General features: G+C 64.0%; 25 protein-coding genes and 1 pseudogene. 16 read left to right on the top strand and 10 right to left on the bottom strand.

What is annotated here, in order from left to right; translation table 11 throughout:
- Nucleotides 1–155: 155 nt before the first annotated feature.
- The 4 genes from DFS13_RS08305 to DFS13_RS08320 are packed head-to-tail and all read left to right on the top strand — an operon-like array spanning nucleotide 156 to nucleotide 1,855.
- Nucleotides 156–338 carry a hypothetical protein gene (locus DFS13_RS08305; RefSeq protein WP_006495243.1) on the top strand — a complete coding sequence of 61 codons (183 nt, stop codon included), beginning with the start codon at nucleotides 156–158 and terminating at the stop codon, nucleotides 336–338.
- On the top strand, nucleotides 331–828 hold the full coding sequence (locus DFS13_RS08310) for a lysozyme (RefSeq protein WP_111441612.1): 498 nt from the start codon (nucleotides 331–333) through the stop codon (nucleotides 826–828). The genes DFS13_RS08305 and DFS13_RS08310 overlap by 8 nt, the downstream gene beginning before the upstream one ends.
- Nucleotides 825–1,373: a hypothetical protein gene (locus DFS13_RS08315; RefSeq protein WP_111441613.1), complete on the top strand. Its 549-nt coding sequence runs from the start codon at nucleotides 825–827 to the stop codon at nucleotides 1,371–1,373. The genes DFS13_RS08310 and DFS13_RS08315 overlap by 4 nt, the downstream gene beginning before the upstream one ends.
- Nucleotides 1,370–1,855 (top strand): DUF2514 family protein, encoded by a 486-nt coding sequence (locus tag DFS13_RS08320; protein ID WP_111441614.1) that lies wholly within the window; start codon nucleotides 1,370–1,372, stop codon nucleotides 1,853–1,855. The genes DFS13_RS08315 and DFS13_RS08320 overlap by 4 nt, the downstream gene beginning before the upstream one ends.
- On the opposite strand, the gene DFS13_RS39820 is transcribed toward DFS13_RS08320, so the two are convergent.
- The 3 genes from DFS13_RS39820 to DFS13_RS08330 all read right to left on the bottom strand — a co-directional run bounded on the left by DFS13_RS39820 (nucleotide 1,837) and on the right by DFS13_RS08330 (nucleotide 3,084).
- On the bottom strand, nucleotides 1,837–2,094 hold the full coding sequence (locus DFS13_RS39820; RefSeq protein ID WP_134163140.1) for a hypothetical protein: 258 nt from the start codon (nucleotides 2,092–2,094) through the stop codon (nucleotides 1,837–1,839). The genes DFS13_RS08320 and DFS13_RS39820 overlap by 19 nt on opposite strands.
- Nucleotides 2,095–2,194: 100 nt before the next feature.
- Entirely contained in the window at nucleotides 2,195–2,584 is a 390-nt protein-coding gene (locus tag DFS13_RS08325; protein WP_134163139.1) for a hypothetical protein, read from the bottom strand.
- Between the two features lie 47 nt (nucleotides 2,585–2,631).
- On the bottom strand, nucleotides 2,632–3,084 hold the full coding sequence (locus tag DFS13_RS08330) for a hypothetical protein (protein WP_111441616.1): 453 nt from the start codon (nucleotides 3,082–3,084) through the stop codon (nucleotides 2,632–2,634).
- A gap of 80 nt (nucleotides 3,085–3,164) precedes the next feature.
- On the opposite strand from DFS13_RS08330, the gene DFS13_RS08335 reads away from it, so the two are divergent.
- The 4 genes from DFS13_RS08335 to DFS13_RS08345 all read left to right on the top strand — a co-directional run bounded on the left by DFS13_RS08335 (nucleotide 3,165) and on the right by DFS13_RS08345 (nucleotide 6,557).
- Nucleotides 3,165–3,836 carry an SOS response-associated peptidase family protein gene (locus tag DFS13_RS08335; RefSeq protein WP_111441617.1) on the top strand — a complete coding sequence of 224 codons (672 nt, stop codon included), beginning with the start codon at nucleotides 3,165–3,167 and terminating at the stop codon, nucleotides 3,834–3,836.
- Between the two features lie 133 nt (nucleotides 3,837–3,969).
- On the top strand, nucleotides 3,970–4,737 hold the full coding sequence (locus DFS13_RS39825) for a hypothetical protein (protein WP_134163138.1): 768 nt from the start codon (nucleotides 3,970–3,972) through the stop codon (nucleotides 4,735–4,737).
- A 533-nt stretch (nucleotides 4,738–5,270) separates the two neighbouring features.
- Nucleotides 5,271–5,519: a DUF6566 family protein gene (locus DFS13_RS41150; RefSeq protein WP_062910674.1), complete on the top strand. Its 249-nt coding sequence runs from the start codon at nucleotides 5,271–5,273 to the stop codon at nucleotides 5,517–5,519.
- Nucleotides 5,520–6,041: 522 nt separating this feature from the next.
- Entirely contained in the window at nucleotides 6,042–6,557 is a 516-nt protein-coding gene (locus DFS13_RS08345) for a GNAT family N-acetyltransferase (protein ID WP_111441618.1), read from the top strand.
- Nucleotides 6,558–6,642: 85 nt separating this feature from the next.
- On the opposite strand, the gene DFS13_RS08350 is transcribed toward DFS13_RS08345, so the two are convergent.
- The gene (locus DFS13_RS08350; RefSeq protein ID WP_006484172.1) at nucleotides 6,643–7,107 is read right to left on the bottom strand and encodes a hypothetical protein; all 465 of its coding nucleotides are present in this window, start codon (nucleotides 7,105–7,107) and stop codon (nucleotides 6,643–6,645) included.
- A 301-nt stretch (nucleotides 7,108–7,408) separates the two neighbouring features.
- Here DFS13_RS08350 and DFS13_RS08355 point away from each other — a divergent pair, with 301 nt between their 5' ends.
- Nucleotides 7,409–7,804, top strand: a complete 396-nt coding sequence (locus DFS13_RS08355; protein ID WP_006484118.1) for a hypothetical protein — start codon at nucleotides 7,409–7,411, stop codon at nucleotides 7,802–7,804.
- A gap of 28 nt (nucleotides 7,805–7,832) precedes the next feature.
- Here the strand turns inward: DFS13_RS08355 and DFS13_RS08360 are convergent, their stop codons facing one another.
- Together DFS13_RS08360 and DFS13_RS08365 are read right to left on the bottom strand one after the other, a co-directional pair.
- Nucleotides 7,833–8,183: a hypothetical protein gene (locus DFS13_RS08360; RefSeq protein WP_077021959.1), complete on the bottom strand. Its 351-nt coding sequence runs from the start codon at nucleotides 8,181–8,183 to the stop codon at nucleotides 7,833–7,835.
- 394 nt (nucleotides 8,184–8,577) lie between these two features.
- On the bottom strand, nucleotides 8,578–9,321 hold the full coding sequence (locus DFS13_RS08365) for a DUF695 domain-containing protein (RefSeq protein ID WP_012492591.1): 744 nt from the start codon (nucleotides 9,319–9,321) through the stop codon (nucleotides 8,578–8,580).
- Nucleotides 9,322–9,504: 183 nt separating this feature from the next.
- On the opposite strand from DFS13_RS08365, the gene DFS13_RS08370 reads away from it, so the two are divergent.
- From DFS13_RS08370 to DFS13_RS08385, 4 genes and pseudogenes are all read left to right on the top strand, one after another.
- Nucleotides 9,505–9,813, top strand: coding sequence for a hypothetical protein (locus DFS13_RS08370; RefSeq protein ID WP_006484174.1), 309 nt, complete (start codon nucleotides 9,505–9,507; stop codon nucleotides 9,811–9,813).
- A 40-nt stretch (nucleotides 9,814–9,853) separates the two neighbouring features.
- Nucleotides 9,854–10,102 (top strand): hypothetical protein, encoded by a 249-nt coding sequence (locus DFS13_RS08375; protein WP_006484170.1) that lies wholly within the window; start codon nucleotides 9,854–9,856, stop codon nucleotides 10,100–10,102.
- 12 nt (nucleotides 10,103–10,114) lie between these two features.
- A pseudogene (locus tag DFS13_RS08380) lies at nucleotides 10,115–10,340 on the top strand (hypothetical protein); the annotation flags it as partial.
- 160 nt (nucleotides 10,341–10,500) lie between these two features.
- On the top strand, nucleotides 10,501–10,974 hold the full coding sequence (locus tag DFS13_RS08385) for a VOC family protein (RefSeq protein WP_006484195.1): 474 nt from the start codon (nucleotides 10,501–10,503) through the stop codon (nucleotides 10,972–10,974).
- 77 nt (nucleotides 10,975–11,051) lie between these two features.
- Here the strand turns inward: DFS13_RS08385 and DFS13_RS08390 are convergent, their stop codons facing one another.
- Nucleotides 11,052–12,023, bottom strand: coding sequence for a diguanylate cyclase (locus tag DFS13_RS08390; protein WP_006484192.1), 972 nt, complete (start codon nucleotides 12,021–12,023; stop codon nucleotides 11,052–11,054).
- A gap of 264 nt (nucleotides 12,024–12,287) precedes the next feature.
- Between DFS13_RS08390 and DFS13_RS08395 the strand changes: the two genes are divergently transcribed.
- A complete protein-coding gene (locus DFS13_RS08395) occupies nucleotides 12,288–12,506 on the top strand; it encodes a hypothetical protein (RefSeq protein ID WP_006484186.1) in 219 nt (72 codons plus the stop codon).
- A gap of 160 nt (nucleotides 12,507–12,666) precedes the next feature.
- Here DFS13_RS08395 and DFS13_RS08400 read toward each other — a convergent pair whose 3' ends face one another.
- Nucleotides 12,667–13,290 carry a phospholipase D family protein gene (locus DFS13_RS08400; protein ID WP_034201824.1) on the bottom strand — a complete coding sequence of 208 codons (624 nt, stop codon included), beginning with the start codon at nucleotides 13,288–13,290 and terminating at the stop codon, nucleotides 12,667–12,669.
- 343 nt (nucleotides 13,291–13,633) lie between these two features.
- Nucleotides 13,634–14,122: a helix-turn-helix domain-containing protein gene (locus DFS13_RS08405; RefSeq protein ID WP_006495227.1), complete on the bottom strand. Its 489-nt coding sequence runs from the start codon at nucleotides 14,120–14,122 to the stop codon at nucleotides 13,634–13,636.
- Between the two features lie 187 nt (nucleotides 14,123–14,309).
- On the opposite strand from DFS13_RS08405, the gene DFS13_RS08410 reads away from it, so the two are divergent.
- Nucleotides 14,310–14,747 carry a PaaI family thioesterase gene (locus tag DFS13_RS08410; protein WP_006484216.1) on the top strand — a complete coding sequence of 146 codons (438 nt, stop codon included), beginning with the start codon at nucleotides 14,310–14,312 and terminating at the stop codon, nucleotides 14,745–14,747.
- A 148-nt stretch (nucleotides 14,748–14,895) separates the two neighbouring features.
- Nucleotides 14,896–15,948 carry an NADP(H)-dependent aldo-keto reductase gene (locus tag DFS13_RS08415; RefSeq protein ID WP_111441619.1) on the top strand — a complete coding sequence of 351 codons (1,053 nt, stop codon included), beginning with the start codon at nucleotides 14,896–14,898 and terminating at the stop codon, nucleotides 15,946–15,948.
- Between the two features lie 77 nt (nucleotides 15,949–16,025).
- On the opposite strand, the gene DFS13_RS08420 is transcribed toward DFS13_RS08415, so the two are convergent.
- A complete protein-coding gene (locus DFS13_RS08420; protein ID WP_006495224.1) occupies nucleotides 16,026–17,312 on the bottom strand; it encodes an MFS transporter in 1,287 nt (428 codons plus the stop codon).
- Nucleotides 17,313–17,331 lie beyond the last annotated feature (19 nt).

The following is a 17,331-nucleotide window of genomic DNA, read 5'->3' on the forward strand; positions in this document are numbered from 1 at the left end:
GCGCGCGCGAAAAGCGAGTTTCATGGTCGTTTCCTTTCGGGATGTCGGGCGGCGCTGGATGCGCTACCGCTACCCGTCAATGTAGACCCATTGGGTCTGATGGTCAAGAATATTTCACCGCCACCTTCGGGTGGCTTTTTCATTTCGGGGACTTGATGAAGAACGATCTCGCGGTGAGCGCTGCCAAGGCGGCGCCGGCGGTGGGAAGCAATTTCTGGCTGTGGCTGACCGGCCACGACATCAACTGGTGGGTAGCCGTCGCGACGATCGCGTACATCGGGCTGCAGGCGTACTACCTGGTCAAGAACAAAGGGAAGAGGGCATTGCTCGATGGCTAACGTACCGAAGAAGACACTGGCGGGTGTTGTGGGGGCTGCTACGGCAGCCCTTCTTTTTTCCATGGTCCCGAAATTCGAGGGGCTCGAACTCGTTGCGCGGCCCGACCCGATCGGGATCATCACGGCCTGCTACGGCGACACGAAGAACGTGCGCGCCGGCCAGCGCTTCACGCCGGAAGAGTGCCGAGCGCGCCTCGAGCAACGGCTGATCGAGCACGCCGAGCCGGTGCTGAAGTGCACGCCCGGTCTGAAGGGGCACACGTACCAGCTCGCGGCCGCCGTGAGCTTCGCCTACAACGTCGGCGCGGGCGCGTACTGCGGCAGCACGACGGCGCGCCGATTCAACGCCGGCGACTGGAAGGGCGCTTGCCGCGCGATGAACGAAGCGGACAACGGCCGGCCGCAGTGGGTGACGGCCGGCGGCCGCGTGCTGCCCGGCCTGGTGGAGCGGCGCGCCGAAGAGCGTGCACTTTGCGAGCGCGACCTATGACGACCACGAAAACCCACGAAACGCGGCGCACGCTCGCTGAGGATGTCTTCTACCCCGATCACGAGCCGCGCACCGAATCGCCGACGTTCCGCGCGAGCAAGCGCGTGATGAAGGCGGCCGGCGGCTACGTCTGCGCCGTCTGCGGCGACGACCAGGCGGTCGAGTCGCATCACCGGTTCTTCGAGTGGGCGTTCTCGCATGCGATCGACTGGAAGTGGATCCGCGGCGTCGCGCTGAATCAGGTCGACACGATGTTCAGCCACAAACTGCACCGCGTCGTGCCGATCCCGCGCCAGCACCCGATCTGGGACGTGATCAAGCTGACGCAGGGCTTCGACTGGGAGGCGTTCGACCCGGCCCGGCCGGAGGCGTTCGTGGACTCGACCTACAACCAGCTGCTGCTGTGCGCGCTCCATCACCTGGGCAAGGACCACGGCCGACACGAGGAAAGCGATCCGGTCTGGAGCGTTCAGGCGTTCATGCTGCCGGGCTTCGTCTACTCGCCGGACGAGTTGAAGCAGCTGCATGCGAAGGAGCGGAAATGACCTGGTTCGATCCTCGTGTCTGGCTCGCCGTCATCGTGGCGGCCATCGTCGGCCTGGCCGGCGGTTACTTCAAGGGGCATGCCGACGGCGTGCGTACGACGGCCGCTGCGGCGCAGAAGGCGCAGCTCGACGCCGTCGCGGCCGCGCGCACCGAAGAACAACGCCGCACCGCGGCACAATCGGAGATCGCAAACGATGCGAATCAACAACGCACTGCCGCGCTCGCGGATGCTTTTGCTGCTCGCGCTGCCGCTGGCAGCCTGCAGCAGCGCGTCGACCAGCTCGTCGCCGCCGCCCGCCATTCCGCCGCTGCCGCCGGAGGCCCGGCAACCGGCGACGCCCTCGATCTGCTTGCCGACGTGCTCGGCCGCGCTGACCAGCGCGCGGGCGAGCTGGCAGAATACGCTGACCGTGCCCGCATCGCCGGCCAGCAGTGCGAGCGCGACTACGACGCGCTGAGCAATCAGTCGTCAGGTCCGTAACCGTAGCCGCTCGATAATGGCAGCCCTTGCAGCGCAAGCCATGTTCCGATTGCACCGAAGATCAGCACGCCGGAAAGAACGCCGAGCCATCCACGGCCCGTTGCCTTGCCGATCTTCGCGCCGCAATAGACAGCGCCGGCGAACGCCGCGGCGTAGAGCAGAAAAGATCCCAACTGGAAGGCAAACGCTCGCATGCCGGCCGCCCGTAGTGGTGTGAATCCGCCATAGTACTGCGGCAAGTGCAACTCATCATGCTGTAGCGGGTTGTCTACGCGACCAGACCAATGCCCGCGGACGGCTCCGAAGTGGAGGCTATTGGGCCATCGGTCGATGCGATGCCTAGTTGGGCGGTTCGATGTAGAACCCGCGCGCGGTCAGGTCCATCTTCGCGTCGCTGAACGAGTCGAAAATGTCGTATCCGCATTCGACGTACGTGGTCTTGGCACCGAATCGGAGTTCCTCGATATTGCGCCTCCACGTGAGCGGCAAGTCAGTCGAGTGCCCCGGATCGAAGTGGGTGACGATCAGGTACGGAGGGCGGACGCCGCGAGGCGGATACTCCGTGCGTAGCACCAGCTCGACGTTCACGACGACATGGTGTTCCGGGATGCGGTCCGCGTAACGCAGCAGGTACGCCCGCAGCGAATGGCCGTCCTTCCGGTCTTGCGCTGAGGCGAAGCCGAACCAGTCATCGTCGGAATCGTTGAATTCTTCCGCAATCGTGCGCATGTCGATCTCCAAGTGCGGTGAACGTTCAGAATGCCATAGCCGCGCCGCTACAGAATCCCGGCCCGTTGCATCTCATCCCGCAGCAGGTGGTAGAGCCGCAGGAAGGGGCCGTTGGGCCCACCGAGAACGCCGCGGTCATTGCCGGCGTCGTTTCCCGCCTTCCACCAGTCCATAACCTTCTGAAGCGACTTGCGGAGCGTGATGATCTCGAGGATCAGGCGCCGGACCTCGGGATCGCGGTTGGTGCGCCAGAGCTCGCGCAGTTCCGATTCGGTGGGGGCAACGAAGTCCGGCATCGCAACGATGCGGCGGCATGGGTCCCTGAGTGGTACCAAATTTCGATCGACCTTCGTTTCCTCCAGCGCGCGAACGTCCGATTCGTCGGGGAATTGCCCGGTCAGTGACTGAAATTCATCCCGCGTCACAGGCAGGTGCGTGCGCCGGCGCTCCCCAGATTCGAGGTGCGTGTACTCCCAGATATAGGCCCAGCGCGGTTTCATGATGCGATGTAGTGCTGTATGGATATACAGTGTATCGCGGGGTAAGATGGAGCCGTCAACTCGAAAAATTGGGGACGGCGATGTGTACGAACTACGTCGCGCCGGACGAAGATCCGGGCCTGAGCGAGCTCAAGATCGACAGCTTCCGCGACCTGTACCGCTGGACGCCGTGGAAGCCCGAGATCTACCAGGACTACGACGCGCCGATCGTCGGCTATGTCGACGGGCAGTTCAAGCCGCTGATCGCCAACTTCGGCTTCTGGCCGCGCGCGCTCCAGAAAGCCAACGTCGAGAAGGCAAAGGAGCAGGGCAAGAAGCCGCCGATCATCCGCAGCACGATGAACGTGCGAGACGACAACCTCGGCAAGTCGCCGCTGTACGGGCCGGCGTGGCGCGCCGGGCGCCGCTGCCTGATCCCGGCGAAATGGATCTACGAGCCGAACTGGGAGACGGGGAAACACATCCGGTACCGGATCGGGCTGGCCGGGTGGCGGCCGCTATGCGTCGCCGGCATCTGGCGGACGCTGCAGTACCCCGACGGCGTCGAGCAGCACACCATGGCGATGATCACGGTCAACGGCGACGAGCACCCGATCATGAAGCACATGCACCGGCCCGGCGACGAGAAACGGTCGGTGGTGATCCTGCGGCCGGACGACTGGGAGGAATGGTTGACGACCTCGAACGTCGAGGCGGCGCGCGCGATGCTGCAGCTTTATCCGGCCGATGATATGGTGACAGAAGCAATGTAACCACGGAATGTCGACTGTCAGCCGACAACGGTTTAATCTCTGGGAGAAAATTCTGAGTCTGGGCGAGGGGGACTTCGGTGTAGGCTGCCCCACAAACACGTGCTGATATGCAATTCGAAGAAAGGCGGCAACCGTGGCAACGACAAACGAAAATAGAACCGTCACATCGGGGTGGAAATTGGAAATATTTAACCTGTCCCAGTCTCATGCCGATTTGATTTTTAAGATTTCAAATATCGGTTTGATTTTTGGTGCATTATTTGTGCTTTTGGGAACAATTGGGGCAATTTGGACAGGCGCCATTCGAGAGCGTTATTCGGATGAGCGAACGGCTCGTAACGAGGCTGAAACGGCTACCGCTAAGGCGACCGCTGCGTCAGCAAATGCGCGCGCGGCGTCTGCAAATGAAAGAGCCGCGACCGCGAACGAAAATGCGGCGCTGGCAAATGAGAGAACGGAGGAATTAAAGAAATTTAATCTTCAGTTGCAGACCGAGTTAGAAAAAGAGCGTGTAGAAAGGCTCCGACTCGAAGCTAGTATTGCACCTCGGCATATTTCGGAGAAACAGCGCGGAGCTCTTATTGCCGCACTTCGTGCCGCGCCACAGCCAATTTCGGTGCAGGTTACGTTAATTGGAGACGAAGAGTCGGCAAATTATGGGAAGTTACTGATTAATGCCCTTGGTGCGGCAGGAGTGCAAGGACAGACGAGCACAATGGGGATTGTTTCGCCTCCACAGTATGGAGTGTCAATAAGGCTCGATAAAAATCGTCAGAAATCCCATTCGATAAAGGCGGCATTCGAGAAAGCGCATATTCCGGTGAATATTTCATTTGGTGAAACTGGAGCCTTCGATGCGGTTATATTTGTGGGTCTGCGACCGTTAGGGCCGTCGCTCTAATAGTCGATCATCAAACACTCCGAGTGTTCTTGCTGCAAGAGAAGCGAGATTAGGCACCAACTAGATCGGGCGTTAGCGTGCGGCCCAACGCGGCAGCGTAGTGTTGCAGGTGCGTACCATCATCGAACGGCGGCCGAACTGAAGGCGATCGAGGGTCAGCATTTACTGGAAGATGCCGAGTTTATCCTGCGCCACATAAGACACACGCGGTTCTATATATTCCAGAATTTCTCTCTAAATCATTGAAATATATGGAGAATGTATAAGGATTGTGATTCCTGTCGTCGTGGGTTCGAGTCCCATCAGCCACCCCAACAAATTCAAGCAAAAAGCCCGGTTCGTTGAGCCGGGCTTTTTGCTTTCTGGCGTTCGGATACAGCCAATGTGTGTCTTGGTCACGGCGTCTTTAACGAAGTAGCATCCCGTATTCAACGAATCGACCACGATGCCATTTCGGCCTCGTTCTCCAAAAGAACGATTGCGTAAAGCGCGCTTGCGCGGCAGCAACATCAGGCGCATGTGAGGGGCACCGTATGCACAAAAGAATCGAATGCCATCGCGATGTATTCGACGGTTACGAAATCATCGTCGAGTCCGTGCAGCCGGCACCCGGCAGCACGTGGATGGCGAACGTGCGGGTTCGCAAAGACGGAATCGAATCGCCCCGGCGATATGACTTCGATACCGAATATGAGACCTCGGACGAGGCGACGCGGGCAGGTATCGAAATCGGGCGCGCGATCGTGCAATCGTTGCGCAACGCGCAACGGGGTATCGACTGACGGCACCGCTTGTCCGGCATCGCCGACGTGGATGACGGCGAGGGCGACGCGCCGGGCCTGCTTCGTATCGTGTTCCCGTGTCGTTGCGCCAACAACGTTCACGCCACTTTGCCTGCGACGCTAGCTTTCCCCTCTAAGGTTCCCGCGCGCCGTGCCGTTATCTTTCCTGGACAGCCCTCGTGCCTCGAATGCTGATCCGTTTTCTTGCCTGCTCGCGCCACACGCGAGCAGGCTTTTTTCGTTTACGGCCGCTCATAACCAGCTGATTGGCGGAATAGGACAGGGGCTTGGCGCAAACCGACAAAGCGCAACAGTCTTACATGCGTGTAATGTGTGACCTTCCTCGTGCCCTCATGCTTTGCAGGGCCGTTCGATCCCGATGACCGATGACGGTGTCGGGATTTTTTTTGCCCGCAGTGCCGGTGCCCCGACAACGAACCCGGCGAAAGGCATTTCACAAAGCACGGTATATTTTGCGACGACGCATGCCGATCAAGCGAACAGCAGAAGGAGTTGCTACCGATGCCGGACACACGGACCACACTGCGCGCCGCGACGCCGCACGACGCGAATCACATCGCTCGCCTGCATACGCTGAGCTGGCAAACCGCCTATAGCCACATCCTTCCGGCCAGCTATCTGTCCGACGAGGTACCGACGGAGCACGCGGTCCGATGGCGCAAGTATCTCGACCGCAACGAGAACGAGTGGGGCCTCGTGCTGATTGCCGAGGCGAACGGCGAGCCCGTCGGCTTCGTCAGTGCCGAGCGCCCCGTCGATCCGGCGCGTGGCGTGTTGCTCGATTGCCTGCACGTCCATCGTGCGCATCACGGCGGCGGCACGGGCAAGCGCATGATCGAAGCCGTTCGCGCGTGGGCCCGGTCGATCGGCGTGGACAAGGTCCATCTGCAGGTGCTGGACGGCAACGTGCGCGCGATCGGATTCTACGAGCACAACGGCTGGCAATGGATCGATGTCGAAACGAGTCGCATCGGCCAGACGGAAGTCACCGACCGGATTTACGCGATCCAGGCGTGAGGCTTGTCGGCGTCGACGCGAGCGGCCGCGCGCGAGTGCAAGCGCGCTTGGCCACGATGCATTCACATCGGGCGACAGCCTGGCGTCATTCGCCGCAATACCGCACAAGCAAATCGGCTTCGGTCTCGTGGATTTCGACGGGCAAGGTGGTCGCACCGGCATACGCGAGATAGCGCGCACGATGCTGGCCGTTACGGAACGATGCGACGCCGACTTTCGACAGGCCGGGAAGGCCGAGCAACGTTCGTGTTCTCGTCTCGCGAAACGTGATGAATGGCATGTCCGGAATCCGGTCCCGGTCCGGATCGAGAAATTCGCGAATGCCCGCGGCTTTTCCGGGCGCCCAGTACTGAACCGATGGCAGCACATAGTCCGTGGTGTCGCGGTCGGCGCAGGCCAGCAGCTTCTTCAGGTCGATCGTCACGACCCGATGCCGCGAGTCGTCGGACGCGAATACCCGCTTGAGGTGCGTATAGGCATAGGGCGCGTGCCCGGGAAGCTGGACGATCCAGACATCTACGCCGCTTTGTCGTGCGTGAGCGAGCGTCATTATTTCCTCTGGTGGCGCAAGCGGTCTTTGTGATCCGAGTTTAGCAGCGCGATTGCGGCTGCGGAGCAGGTCGATACCGGAAACAGGAAAACGGAGCGCTTGACGACTCAACCGGCACGGCAAAAAAGCATCTGGGCGGCCATACGTGGATGGTCCATATCGACAGGTCGCGAGAATATCGCGATACTGCCAGCGAAAATGATGCGCCGCGCGAAATTCACGCAAGCTTCACATTGTGTCGCAAAGCACGTGACGCGCCGGGCATCATCGAAATCGAGAGGGCAGATTGAGCGGAGAAGCCATGTCGTCGAAACTCGAGATCGAATATCTCGATTACCGTTTCACCGCAACGCTCGACATCACGGAGTCCGGCCGTGTCGCCGTCGTCGACCGGCAACTCGAATCCGAGGAGCGAAACAAGACGCTCGGGTGGATCGTGTTCGATCGGTTCCTGGCGAGAAACGATTTCACGGATGAGGAAGACGCGCGCGCCAATATCGTCGAGTGGCTGGAGCGGCTTGCCGATCCCGGGCCCGTCGCATCGACCGGAATTGCGAAGGCGAGCGCGGTGGCAACCGGCGTGGTGACCGCAGATGTGTCGACAGCCGCAATGGTCGGCGACGCCGCCATTGAAATCGTCAGCAATCTCGACTGGATCGATATGGTTGCCGACTGGTTTTCCACTGGTTCGCTGTAGCGAAGAAATCGCGTTTTCGTGACGCAGGTCATTGTAGGCGCGAAATTCCGCACGAAAAAAGTGAGGCGAAAATCATCGCGCATAAAAAAATAGAATAATCCTGCTTTGACAATACCCGGGACTTACCGGAAACTGCGCCCCGGGCTGAAAATTCCACTTGAATTAAAACAAAATAAAACACCGAAATGAAAAAACGAACGCTGTCGACGCCGGCGCAATGACGACTGTTGCCGGCCTGACAGGTTGTACTCCGATGCGGTTCGACAGCGGCAGATGCGAAGAAGCTGTCGGCCGGTTCCTCGTCGGCGAAGCCGGCAAGCCGCGCGCGGCGCTTGAATCGTGACGATATTCGCCGGTACGCGCGCATGCCGGTCGCCATCACATTGTTACTAAAGGGTGAGTTGCCGCACAGACCGTCGCACGGCCCGCGATCACAATTTGACCGGTTGACCGTTCTTCCCCGGCCCGGTCAACCATTTCCCCGCTCGCTCGCGCAGGAGCGGGGGCTTTTTGCCCCCCGACGCCGGAAGGTTGCGTCGGCGGAACCGGACAGGCGTCCGGCGGGCGGCGCAACGGCACTCGCTCGCACCCCGACATCCGTTCGCCTGATCCGTACGCATCGCTTTCCTCGTGCCTGAGCGAACCCTCAGGCCCATCGCCGGTTTTTGCCGGCGATGCCTTGATCCCGGCGGCGCGCAACAACGCTGCCGGGATGTTTTTTGCGTCAGATGGCGTGTGACGTCACATCACGCGCCGCGGGCATGGCGCTCCGCTCAGCCCGCCTGTTCGACGCTGGTTTCCCATCCGTCGTAGTCCCCGCCGAGTGCGCGCACCTCGCGATTGAGCGCGATCGTGTGGTGCGTGATGTCGGCGAGCGTCATCGTGCCTTCGTGCGAAAACCGTACCGCCGACTTGCCGTCTTCGGTCGGCGCGACCGATTCGACCGGATAGCCTTTCGCTTCGGCCCAGTCCGCGAACTGATGCGCGTCGCTCGGGTCGGGGAAATACGCCCAGTGCATCACGCGCCGGCTCACGTCGGGCACGTCGCCTTGCTGCCGCAGCGCATCCAGCGTGCGCATGTCGCGCATGATCTGCCAGTCGTCGTCGGTCGGGTAGAGCGTCTGCCAGTAGGTCGTCTTGTCGGGATCGTCCTGATGCGCGTACTGAAGCGCATAGGCCGTCTGGTCGGCCAGCGAGTCGACGATCTCCGCGGCGGCCTCTTCGTCGAACGGTACGTAGAACAGAAAATCCCGGTTGCCGTCGACGGTGATGCGGCCGACCTGCACGCCGCCTTTCGCGGTGATCGCGGCGTCGAGCAGATCCTCGATCTTCGCGAGATCGGCGAATTCGTCGCCGGTCGGCAAACCTTCGGGCGACGGATGCGCAAAGGGGACGCGCACGCTGAGCAGCGACGTGCGCGGATCGCCTTCGGCGATTTCCGCGAAGCCGTGGTTGAAGCTGATGAAAGCCTGATGGTCGCCCATTCTGGCAGGGAAGGTTCCCCAGGCGTCGCTCATGTGTTTCTCCCGTACACGATTGTCTGTTGACGGTTGCAAAGCGTCCCAATGTATCATCGAAAATCGCGTCGGCCGGCGCAGCGCACATGATCGCAGGCCGTGCTGGCTGCGCAGGCGGGATCCGGGCCGTTCACAGTCGGCCGGATGCATGCGACGAGCCGCAAAAATTCAAAGGAGAGGCCGATGTCGACGTTTGCGGTGAATGGTGTCCGAATCGATCCGCTCAGCGCGCGCGTGACGCACGTGCGCTGGGCGGCCGTGAACCCGGCCGATCGCTCGTGGGCGTCGACGCCCAGCGAGGCTCCGGTGGCCGACGTGGCGCGCGCGCTCGCGTCCGGTAACGATGTCCGCGCGATCTTCTCGGCAACGGATGCCACCGCAACCGGGCCCAGGCTGAAACGCGTGCTGTATCGCGATGCATCGGAAGGCATCGAACTCGACATCGATGCCACGAGCGAGTCGCGCACGTTGCGCGATCTGCCGCAGATCTGACTGCGGGCCGGTATCCAGAACGCATCATGCGAGCGCGCTCATGACCCTGTCCAGATCCGCCATCGTCCCGCTGGCCGTCGCGCTGTGTCTGGCGCTTGCCGCCTGCCAGACCGCATCCGGGCCGGCGCCCGTGCAACCGTCGCCCGAGACCGCGTCGGCGACCGTTCCTGCATCGTCTCCGCCGGCCGCGCCGATTCGCGGCATCGGCGTCGCGCCTCATCTGGCGGGGCAGAGCCATTGGGCGATGGGCCAATGCACGACCAACGGTACCGTCAAGGTATGCAACTGACCGGCGTCGGCGCCGTGGCGCGACGTCACGGCATTCCGGGTCGTCAGCGTCGCCGGTAATCATTACATCGGCTACCAATTCTCCGCGCATTCGTCGCGCGTGAAGGTGCCGGGGGGGCGTGATGCTGCCGATCGCCGGGTTTGCCGATCTTCCGCTCGATGCGGTGGCCGAGTTGCTGGAGGTGTGCCGCCGTCGATTCGGCCAGCCGGGCGAGCCGGCCGATCGAACGGGCCGATGACGCCTGACGCGGCGTCCTGTGCTCCCGTCCGTCAAGCAAGCAAAAAAATCCTGGGCGCCGTGTCGATTTCCGTCGGCGTCGTCCGTCGTAGCATCGGAGGCGTGCGCATCGCGCGTCCGTCCCGATTTTCGATAAGACAACCGACTGAAGGAGCGACACCATGCCCACGTCCGTCAAGCCGATCCCGGAAGGGATGCGCACGCTGACCCCGCATCTGATCTGTGCGGGCGCCACCGCAGCGATCGATTTCTACAAGCGCGCATTCAATGCGACCGAACAGTTTCGCCTCGCGATGCCAGACGGCCGGCTCGCGCATGCGTGCCTCGCGATTGGCGATTCGACGCTGATGCTGGTGGATGAAATGCCCGAGCACGGTGCGCTGGGGCCGAAGGCGCTGAAAGGCACGCCGGTCTGCCTGCATCTGTACGTGCCGGACACCGATGCGGCGATCGCGAAGGCGGTCGCGGCCGGCGCGACGGTGACGATGCCGGCCGCCGACATGTTCTGGGGCGATCGTTACGGGCAGGTCGAGGATCCGTTCGGGCACCGCTGGTCGCTGGCGACGCATCAGCGCGATCTGACACCCGAGCAGATCGCGGACGCGATGGCCAGCGCGCCGCCCTGCGGCAGCTGAACCGACGTCTTGGCACGACCGCGGAGAAGCGGCCGCGCGGCGGTTTGATCCCGTCGCGCCTGCCGACTCGTCCGCGGTTACGCGCCGGCCGCCTTGTCGCGCTGCTTGTGCTCGTACATCCGGCGATCGGCTGATGCGAGCAGGTCCGCGACGGTGAGATGGCGTGCGGGATCGTACGCAACGTGCCCGACGCTGAAGCGGATCGCGTAGCCGCGTGCGTCGGCTGCGTTGCGCTGCGCGAGCGCCTGCGTCACGCGTTCGACGGGCTCGGTGACATCAGCCGGATCGGTGGCGCTCAACAGCACGACGAACTCGTCGCCGCCGAGCCGGGCGATGACGTCGCTGTCGCGCAGCGCGCCCGTCAACGTGTCGGCGAACGCCTTGAGCGCGCGATCGCCTTCGGCGTGGCCGAAGCGGTCGTTGATCGCCTTGAAACCATTCAGGTCGAAGAACAGCAGCACGGCGTGACGGCCGACGCGATCGCACAGGCGCAGCACGTGGCGGGCGAGAATCTCGAAGCCGCGCCGGTTCGTGAGCTGCGTGAGCTCGTCGGTCGTCGCGAAATGCAGCGCGGCGATCTCGCGCTCGGTCATGTGGGCGAGATCGCCGAGGAGGGCGAGTTCGTCGGGTTCGAGCGAGCGGGGCCGCGTATCGATCAGGCACAGCGTGCCGATGGGCGCGCCGTTCGGTGCGGTGAGTGGCCGGCCGGCGTAGAAGCGGATGCCGGGCGCGCCGGTGACGAGCGGGTTGTCGTGGAAGCGATCGTCGTTCAGTGCATCCTGGATCACCATCGTATCGCCCGCGAGCAGCGCGTGCGCGCAGAACGACACGTCGCGCGGCGTCTGCGTGGCGTCGAGGCCCGCACGACTCTTGAACCACTGGCGATTCTCGTCGACGAGACTGACGAGGGCGATCGGGACATCGAACAGTCGTCGCGCGAGGCGCGTCAGACGATCGAAGCGCTCTTCGGGCGGGGTGTCGAGGATCGAGAGCGAATGAAGCGTATCGAGCCGGGTCGCCTCGTCGGCCGGTTTCGGTGCGATTTGCATGGGCCTTGTCTCTTGTCCCGGCCGTCGGGCCGGTCATGGGTCGTCCGTCGAACAGTATCGCGCATTCCGCGATGCATCGCCACGCTGCAAACCGCGGCGGCGGCGATCGGGTTCGTGAGGCGCAGGGAAGATGCGGCAAGAAGCGGGTGTCATCGGCCCGTGTTGCGTCGCGATGCGCGATCGGACCGTCGATACCTCAAGCTTGCGCGTCGCGCTGCCGTAAACAGGACGAGTCCAATCGTTCGTCATCTCCCATCGCACACCATGGTTCGAATTCTGTACGCGGGCTATCTCGCGTTTGCACTGTATCTCCTTTACCCGTTGGTGCAGAACACGCTGACGTTCAGTACCGATTGCGTGCGCAGTGCGCTGCCGATGGGCGACCATGGTCTCGCGGCGAATTCGGCAAGCAGTGCGGACGGGCACGCGAATCGCTGTGTGCCGGGCGCGCACGTCGGCATCGCGACCGGGCGGGGTGCCTGACATCCTTCGAACGCGGCGGTGTCGCGCGTGACGGGCGTTTCGCGAGGCGGCAGGCTGGCCATTGGGCCGAATTGAACATCGCGCCGCGCTCGCCGATCATCCGCAATACGGTAGCGTGCATGCGAGCGGTCGAGCGTCGGGCGAACGCGCGTGTCGTGCGTCAGTAGCTGGAGCGGTACGGCGTGCCCTGGTCGAAGCGGCTTTGCCAGTGCGTGAGGTAGCGCGATGCGAGTTGCGGATTGTTCCAGACCACGACGACGTTCTCGGAATTGCGGCTGGCCGCCGACGCGCTGTAGTTGAACGACCCCGTTTCGACGTGCTCGGCGTCGATCACGAGGTACTTGTCGTGATGGATCGCATAGGCGTCGATCGTGCGCGTCGGGATGCCCGCGTTGACGAGCAGGTTCAGTGCCTGCTTGCTGCTCTTCGCGCGATTGCCCTTGTCGTCGACCACCACCGCGACGTTGACGCCGCGGCGCTTGGCGGCAAGCAGCGCGCGCGTGACGGGCGGCGACGTGAACGAGTAGGCGGCGACCCGGATCGAGCTGCGCGCCGCCCCGATCGCTTTCAGCACGAGCGCCTCGGCGCCGCCGTCGGGCGAGAAGGCCGATTCGACGACCTGGGTCGCGGGGGCTTCGTGAGTGGGGGCCGGCAGCCATCGCGACACGAGATCGATCGCTTGCTGGAGCAGCGATTCGCTTTGTGTCTTGCCGAAGGCGGCGAAGGGTGTGGCGAGCAGGGAAGCGGCGAGACAGGCGGCAGCGAGGCGATTGCGCGACAACATCTTGGACAGCGAATAATTTCGAGACAGCGGGCCGAGAGTGTAACGCACGCGTGGCGGCCCGGTCACGTGCGGATGCGAAGCGATGGTCCGCGCGATGATCGGCAGGGGTGGAGAGGGTGATGCGAAGTTGCGTTGCGCAGTCCGTGCGTGCGCGCGGGGCGATCAATTAACGGATACGGAACAGGGCTGGCGATGGCATGCGATTGCGCTTGCCGTTGCCGCTCACTCGCGTGCGAGCAACGCGCGCCCGCTCGGTCGGGCCCGGACGCCTTGCAGCCTGTGGTCCAAGCGTATGTCCGGCGGACGCATCAATCAGACAGGCATCCGCGCACGCAGCGGATCGTCAATCCCCGGCTGCAGGCGCCTCAGCCCCGTCGGACGCGATCCATCCGGGTCCGGGCTCGGGCTGCACGTCACGCGCGTCGAGCGGTTCGCCGCAGGCCGAGCATACGGTCACCGCGTGCATCAGCTGGCCGCAGGTCCGGTGACGCAGTTGCACCGGCGGCCCCTGGCCGTCGTCCTTCCAGCGATCGCCCCACGCCATCAGCGCGAGCAGGGCCGGGTAGAGGTCGAGGCCCTTGTCCGTCAGCCGGTATTCGAAGCGCGGCGGGCGTTCCTGATACGCGCGCTTGACGAGCACGCCTTCGTCGACGAGCCGCGCGAGCCGTTCGGCCAGCACGTGGCGCGTCAGGCCGAGCTGCGCCTGAAACGCATCGAAGCGGCGGCAGCCGAGGAATGCGTTGCGGAGGATCAGCATGGTCCAGCGGTCGCCGAGCACGGCGAGCGTGCGCGCGACCGAACAGTTCAGCGTGCCGATGTCATCCCATTTCATCGTCGAGTCTCTTGCCCCATGCGGCGGTCTTGCGGCGGTTCAGCGAAATAGCGGGTTCGATTATAGAACCCGCGTTCGGTGGCAACGGGCGCAGTCGCGTTGACAACCGCCGGCATCGTTGACAATAATGAGTTCCAATTTAGAACTTACTCGCGCGGCGACGCGCTTTCAACCCGGAGACAACCCGATGAATCCGCTTTCCCTGTCTGGCCTCGATCTGCTGCGTGCCGCCGTGTCGGGCGACGCGCCCCTTGCGTCGATTTCGGAGACGATTCCGATGCGTCCGCTCGACGTCGAGCTCGGTTACGTGAAGTTTTCGGCGCGGGCGGACGGCCGGCACCTGAACCCGCTGGGCGGCGTGCACGGCGGGTTCGCCGCGACGGTGCTCGATTCGGTCACCGGGTGCGCGGTGCATTCGATGCTCGATGCGGGCGTCGGTTACGGCACCGTCGATCTGCATGTGAAGATGCTGCGGCCCGTGCCGCGCGACGTCGACCTGATCGCGGAAGGGCGCGTGATTCACCTGTCGCGTTCGCTGGGCGTCGCGGAGGGCACGCTGAAGACGCCGGACGACAAGATCGTCGCGCATGCATCGGCGACCTGCTTCATCCAGCGGCCGCAGTGACGGAAGGCGGCGACGCGGCCGTCCAGGCGGGCGCGCGAGGCGCATGGGGCAGCACCGAAGGCCGCTTGTAAGCGTGTGCGGGGCCCATCTGAAGCACGCGCTTCAATGTGATAGCGTTCCTGCTTTCCACCGACGCGACAGGAACAGCATGGAATACCGCACACTCGGCGATTCGGGCCTCGAGGTCAGCCTGATCGGTCTCGGCACGATGACGTGGGGCGAGCAGAATTCGGAGCGCGACGCGCACGAGCAGATCGACTACGCGCTCGGGCAGGGCGTGACGCTGATCGACGCCGCGGAGATGTATCCGGTGCCGCCGAAGCCCGACACGCAGGGCCGCACCGAGCAATACATCGGCACCTGGATCGCGCAGCATCGCGCGCAGCGCGACCGTATCGTGCTCGCGACGAAGATCGCCGGGCCGGCGCGGCAGCCGCACAATCCGCGCCATATTCGCGGCGAGGGCAACCAGTTCGACCGCAAGAACCTGACCGAAGCGCTCGACGGCAGCCTCAAGCGCCTGCAGACCGACTACGTCGATCTCTACCAGCTGCATTGGCCCGATCGCAGCACGACCACGTTCGGCCGTCCCGCGTATCCGTGGGTCGACGACGCGTACACGGTGCCGATCGAGGAAACGCTCGGCGTGCTCGCGGAATTCGTGAAGGCCGGCAAGGTGCGCGCGATCGGCGTGTCGAACGAAACGCCGTGGGGTGTCGCGCAGTTCCTGCGCGCGGCCGAGCGGCTCGGGTTGCCGCGCATCGCGAGCATCCAGAATCCGTACAGCCTGCTGAACCGCACGTTCGAGAACGGGCTGTCGGAATTCACGCATCGCGACGGCGTCGGCCTGCTCGCGTATTCGCCGCTCGCGTTCGGCTGGCTGTCCGGCAAGTACGAGAACGGCGCGCGTCCGGCCGGCGCGCGCATCACGCTGTTCGAGCGTTTCCAGCGCTACAGCAAGCCGCAGGCCGTCGAGGCGACGTCGCGTTACGTCGCGCTCGCGCAGCGTCACGGGTTGTCGCCCGCGCAACTGGCGCTCGCGTTCGTCAACAGCCGTCCGTTCGTGCGCAGCAACCTGGTCGGCGCGACGTCGCTCGAGCAGTTGAAGGAAAACATCGGCAGCATCGACGTGACGCTGTCCGACGAGGTCCTCGCCGAGATCGACGCATTGCACGAACGGCAGCCGAACCCGGCGCCGTAAACGGCGCGCGGCCCGCGCGGCAGCGATGCCGCGGCGGGCCGCGTCGGTGGCGCACCGCTGCGCCGTCGTTTTCCGCGTCAGCGCATCTTCAGCCGGGTGCGCGCGACGAACAGCGCGGCGAGGCTCAGCAGCGCGCATCCCATCAGATAGAGCGCCGGCGACAGCCGGTTGCCGGTCGTGCTGATCAGCCAGGTGATGACGAACGGCGCGAAGCCGCCGAACAGCGTGACGCCGGTGTTGTAGCTGACCGCGAGGCCGGTGGCACGCGTCTGCGCCGGGAACAGTTCGGCCATCAGCGCCGGCAGCGCGCCGCAGTACATCGCCTTCAGCGCGCCGATCCAGACGAGTGCGGCGAGCATCGTCGCGAACGACGCGTGGCGCGTGAGCCACGCGAACGTCGGCCATACGGTGACGAGCATCAGCACGGCCGCGACCGCCATCATGCGGATCCGCCCGGTGCGGTCGGACAGATGGCCGACGACCGGCGTGACGAGCGTCAGCACGAAGCCCGTCGCGAGCGTCGCCGCGAAGCCGGTCGACGCAGGCAGTCCGAGCTGCTTGATCGCGTAGGTCGGCATGTACAGGATCATGTAGTTGATCGCGGTCGAGATCACCAGCGCGCCGACCGACAGCAGCAGCCGCAGCTTCTGGTCCGCGAATAGTTCGCGCACCGGCGCTTCGGAGCGCGCCTGCGTCTTGAACTCGACGCCTTCGTCGACGTAGCGGCGGATGTACAGCCCGACCGGGCCGATCGCGAGGCCGAACAGGAACGGCACGCGCCAGCCCCAGCTTTCGAGTTGCGCGGAGGTCAGCGTGGCCGTCAGCAGCGCGCCGAAGCCCGACGCGAGCAACGTCGCGAGGCCCTGGCTCGCGAACTGCCAGCTCGACATGAAGCCGCGCCGCTGCGGCGCGTGCTCGACGAGAAACGCGGTCGAACTCGCGAATTCGCCGCCGGCGGAAAAGCCCTGCATCAGCCGCGACAGCATGATCCCGAGCGGCGCGAGAATGCCGATCGATGCATAGGTCGGCATCAGCGCGATCAGCAGCGTGCCGGCCATCATCATCGCGATCGACAGCAGCAGCGACGCCTTGCGGCCCGCGCGGTCCGCGTACGCGCCGAGCACGAAGCCGCCGATCGGCCGGATCAGATAGGACAGCCCGAACGTGCCGAGCGTCAGCATCAGCGACGTCGCTTCGCTCGTGGCGGGGAAGAACAGCTTGGCGATCGTCACCGCGAAGAAGCCGTAGACGATCAGGTCGAACCATTCGAGTGCGTTGCCGATCGACGCCGCGAAGATGATGCGCCGGATCTTCGCGGCGCTGGGGCGCGCGGCGTCCTGCGAGGTCAGGGTGGTCGTATTCATCGTGTGTGCAGGTCCCGTG

It is taken from the genome of Burkholderia sp. 28_3 (assembly GCF_003253915.1).
Classification (GTDB): Bacteria; Pseudomonadota; Gammaproteobacteria; order Burkholderiales; family Burkholderiaceae; genus Burkholderia; species Burkholderia cenocepacia.

Excerpts from the sequence above, each read along its gene's own strand:
- DFS13_RS08350 (WP_006484172.1), bottom strand. The coding sequence starts at position 7,107 with ATGACGCTCGCTCACGCACGACAAAGCGGCGTAGATGTCTGGATCGTC.
- DFS13_RS08400 (WP_034201824.1), bottom strand. The coding sequence starts at position 13,290 with ATGTTGTCGCGCAATCGCCTCGCTGCCGCCTGTCTCGCCGCTTCCCTG.
- DFS13_RS41150 (WP_062910674.1), top strand. The coding sequence starts at position 5,271 with ATGCACAAAAGAATCGAATGCCATCGCGATGTATTCGACGGTTACGAA.
- DFS13_RS08355 (WP_006484118.1), top strand. The coding sequence starts at position 7,409 with ATGTCGTCGAAACTCGAGATCGAATATCTCGATTACCGTTTCACCGCA.
- DFS13_RS08325 (WP_134163139.1), bottom strand. The coding sequence starts at position 2,584 with ATGCGCACGATTGCGGAAGAATTCAACGATTCCGACGATGACTGGTTC.
- DFS13_RS08320 (WP_111441614.1), top strand. The coding sequence starts at position 1,370 with ATGACCTGGTTCGATCCTCGTGTCTGGCTCGCCGTCATCGTGGCGGCC.
- DFS13_RS08305 (WP_006495243.1), top strand. The coding sequence starts at position 156 with ATGAAGAACGATCTCGCGGTGAGCGCTGCCAAGGCGGCGCCGGCGGTG.
- DFS13_RS08345 (WP_111441618.1), top strand. The coding sequence starts at position 6,042 with ATGCCGGACACACGGACCACACTGCGCGCCGCGACGCCGCACGACGCG.
- DFS13_RS08420 (WP_006495224.1), bottom strand. The coding sequence starts at position 17,312 with ATGAATACGACCACCCTGACCTCGCAGGACGCCGCGCGCCCCAGCGCC.
- DFS13_RS08360 (WP_077021959.1), bottom strand. The coding sequence starts at position 8,183 with ATGGCGACCGGCATGCGCGCGTACCGGCGAATATCGTCACGATTCAAG.
- DFS13_RS08385 (WP_006484195.1), top strand. The coding sequence starts at position 10,501 with ATGCCCACGTCCGTCAAGCCGATCCCGGAAGGGATGCGCACGCTGACC.
- DFS13_RS08410 (WP_006484216.1), top strand. The coding sequence starts at position 14,310 with ATGAATCCGCTTTCCCTGTCTGGCCTCGATCTGCTGCGTGCCGCCGTG.
- DFS13_RS08415 (WP_111441619.1), top strand. The coding sequence starts at position 14,896 with ATGGAATACCGCACACTCGGCGATTCGGGCCTCGAGGTCAGCCTGATC.
- DFS13_RS08395 (WP_006484186.1), top strand. The coding sequence starts at position 12,288 with ATGGTTCGAATTCTGTACGCGGGCTATCTCGCGTTTGCACTGTATCTC.
- DFS13_RS08315 (WP_111441613.1), top strand. The coding sequence starts at position 825 with ATGACGACCACGAAAACCCACGAAACGCGGCGCACGCTCGCTGAGGAT.
- DFS13_RS08390 (WP_006484192.1), bottom strand. The coding sequence starts at position 12,023 with ATGCAAATCGCACCGAAACCGGCCGACGAGGCGACCCGGCTCGATACG.
- DFS13_RS08375 (WP_006484170.1), top strand. The coding sequence starts at position 9,854 with ATGACCCTGTCCAGATCCGCCATCGTCCCGCTGGCCGTCGCGCTGTGT.
- DFS13_RS08405 (WP_006495227.1), bottom strand. The coding sequence starts at position 14,122 with ATGAAATGGGATGACATCGGCACGCTGAACTGTTCGGTCGCGCGCACG.
- DFS13_RS08310 (WP_111441612.1), top strand. The coding sequence starts at position 331 with ATGGCTAACGTACCGAAGAAGACACTGGCGGGTGTTGTGGGGGCTGCT.
- DFS13_RS08335 (WP_111441617.1), top strand. The coding sequence starts at position 3,165 with ATGTGTACGAACTACGTCGCGCCGGACGAAGATCCGGGCCTGAGCGAG.
- DFS13_RS08330 (WP_111441616.1), bottom strand. The coding sequence starts at position 3,084 with ATGAAACCGCGCTGGGCCTATATCTGGGAGTACACGCACCTCGAATCT.
- DFS13_RS08370 (WP_006484174.1), top strand. The coding sequence starts at position 9,505 with ATGTCGACGTTTGCGGTGAATGGTGTCCGAATCGATCCGCTCAGCGCG.
- DFS13_RS08365 (WP_012492591.1), bottom strand. The coding sequence starts at position 9,321 with ATGAGCGACGCCTGGGGAACCTTCCCTGCCAGAATGGGCGACCATCAG.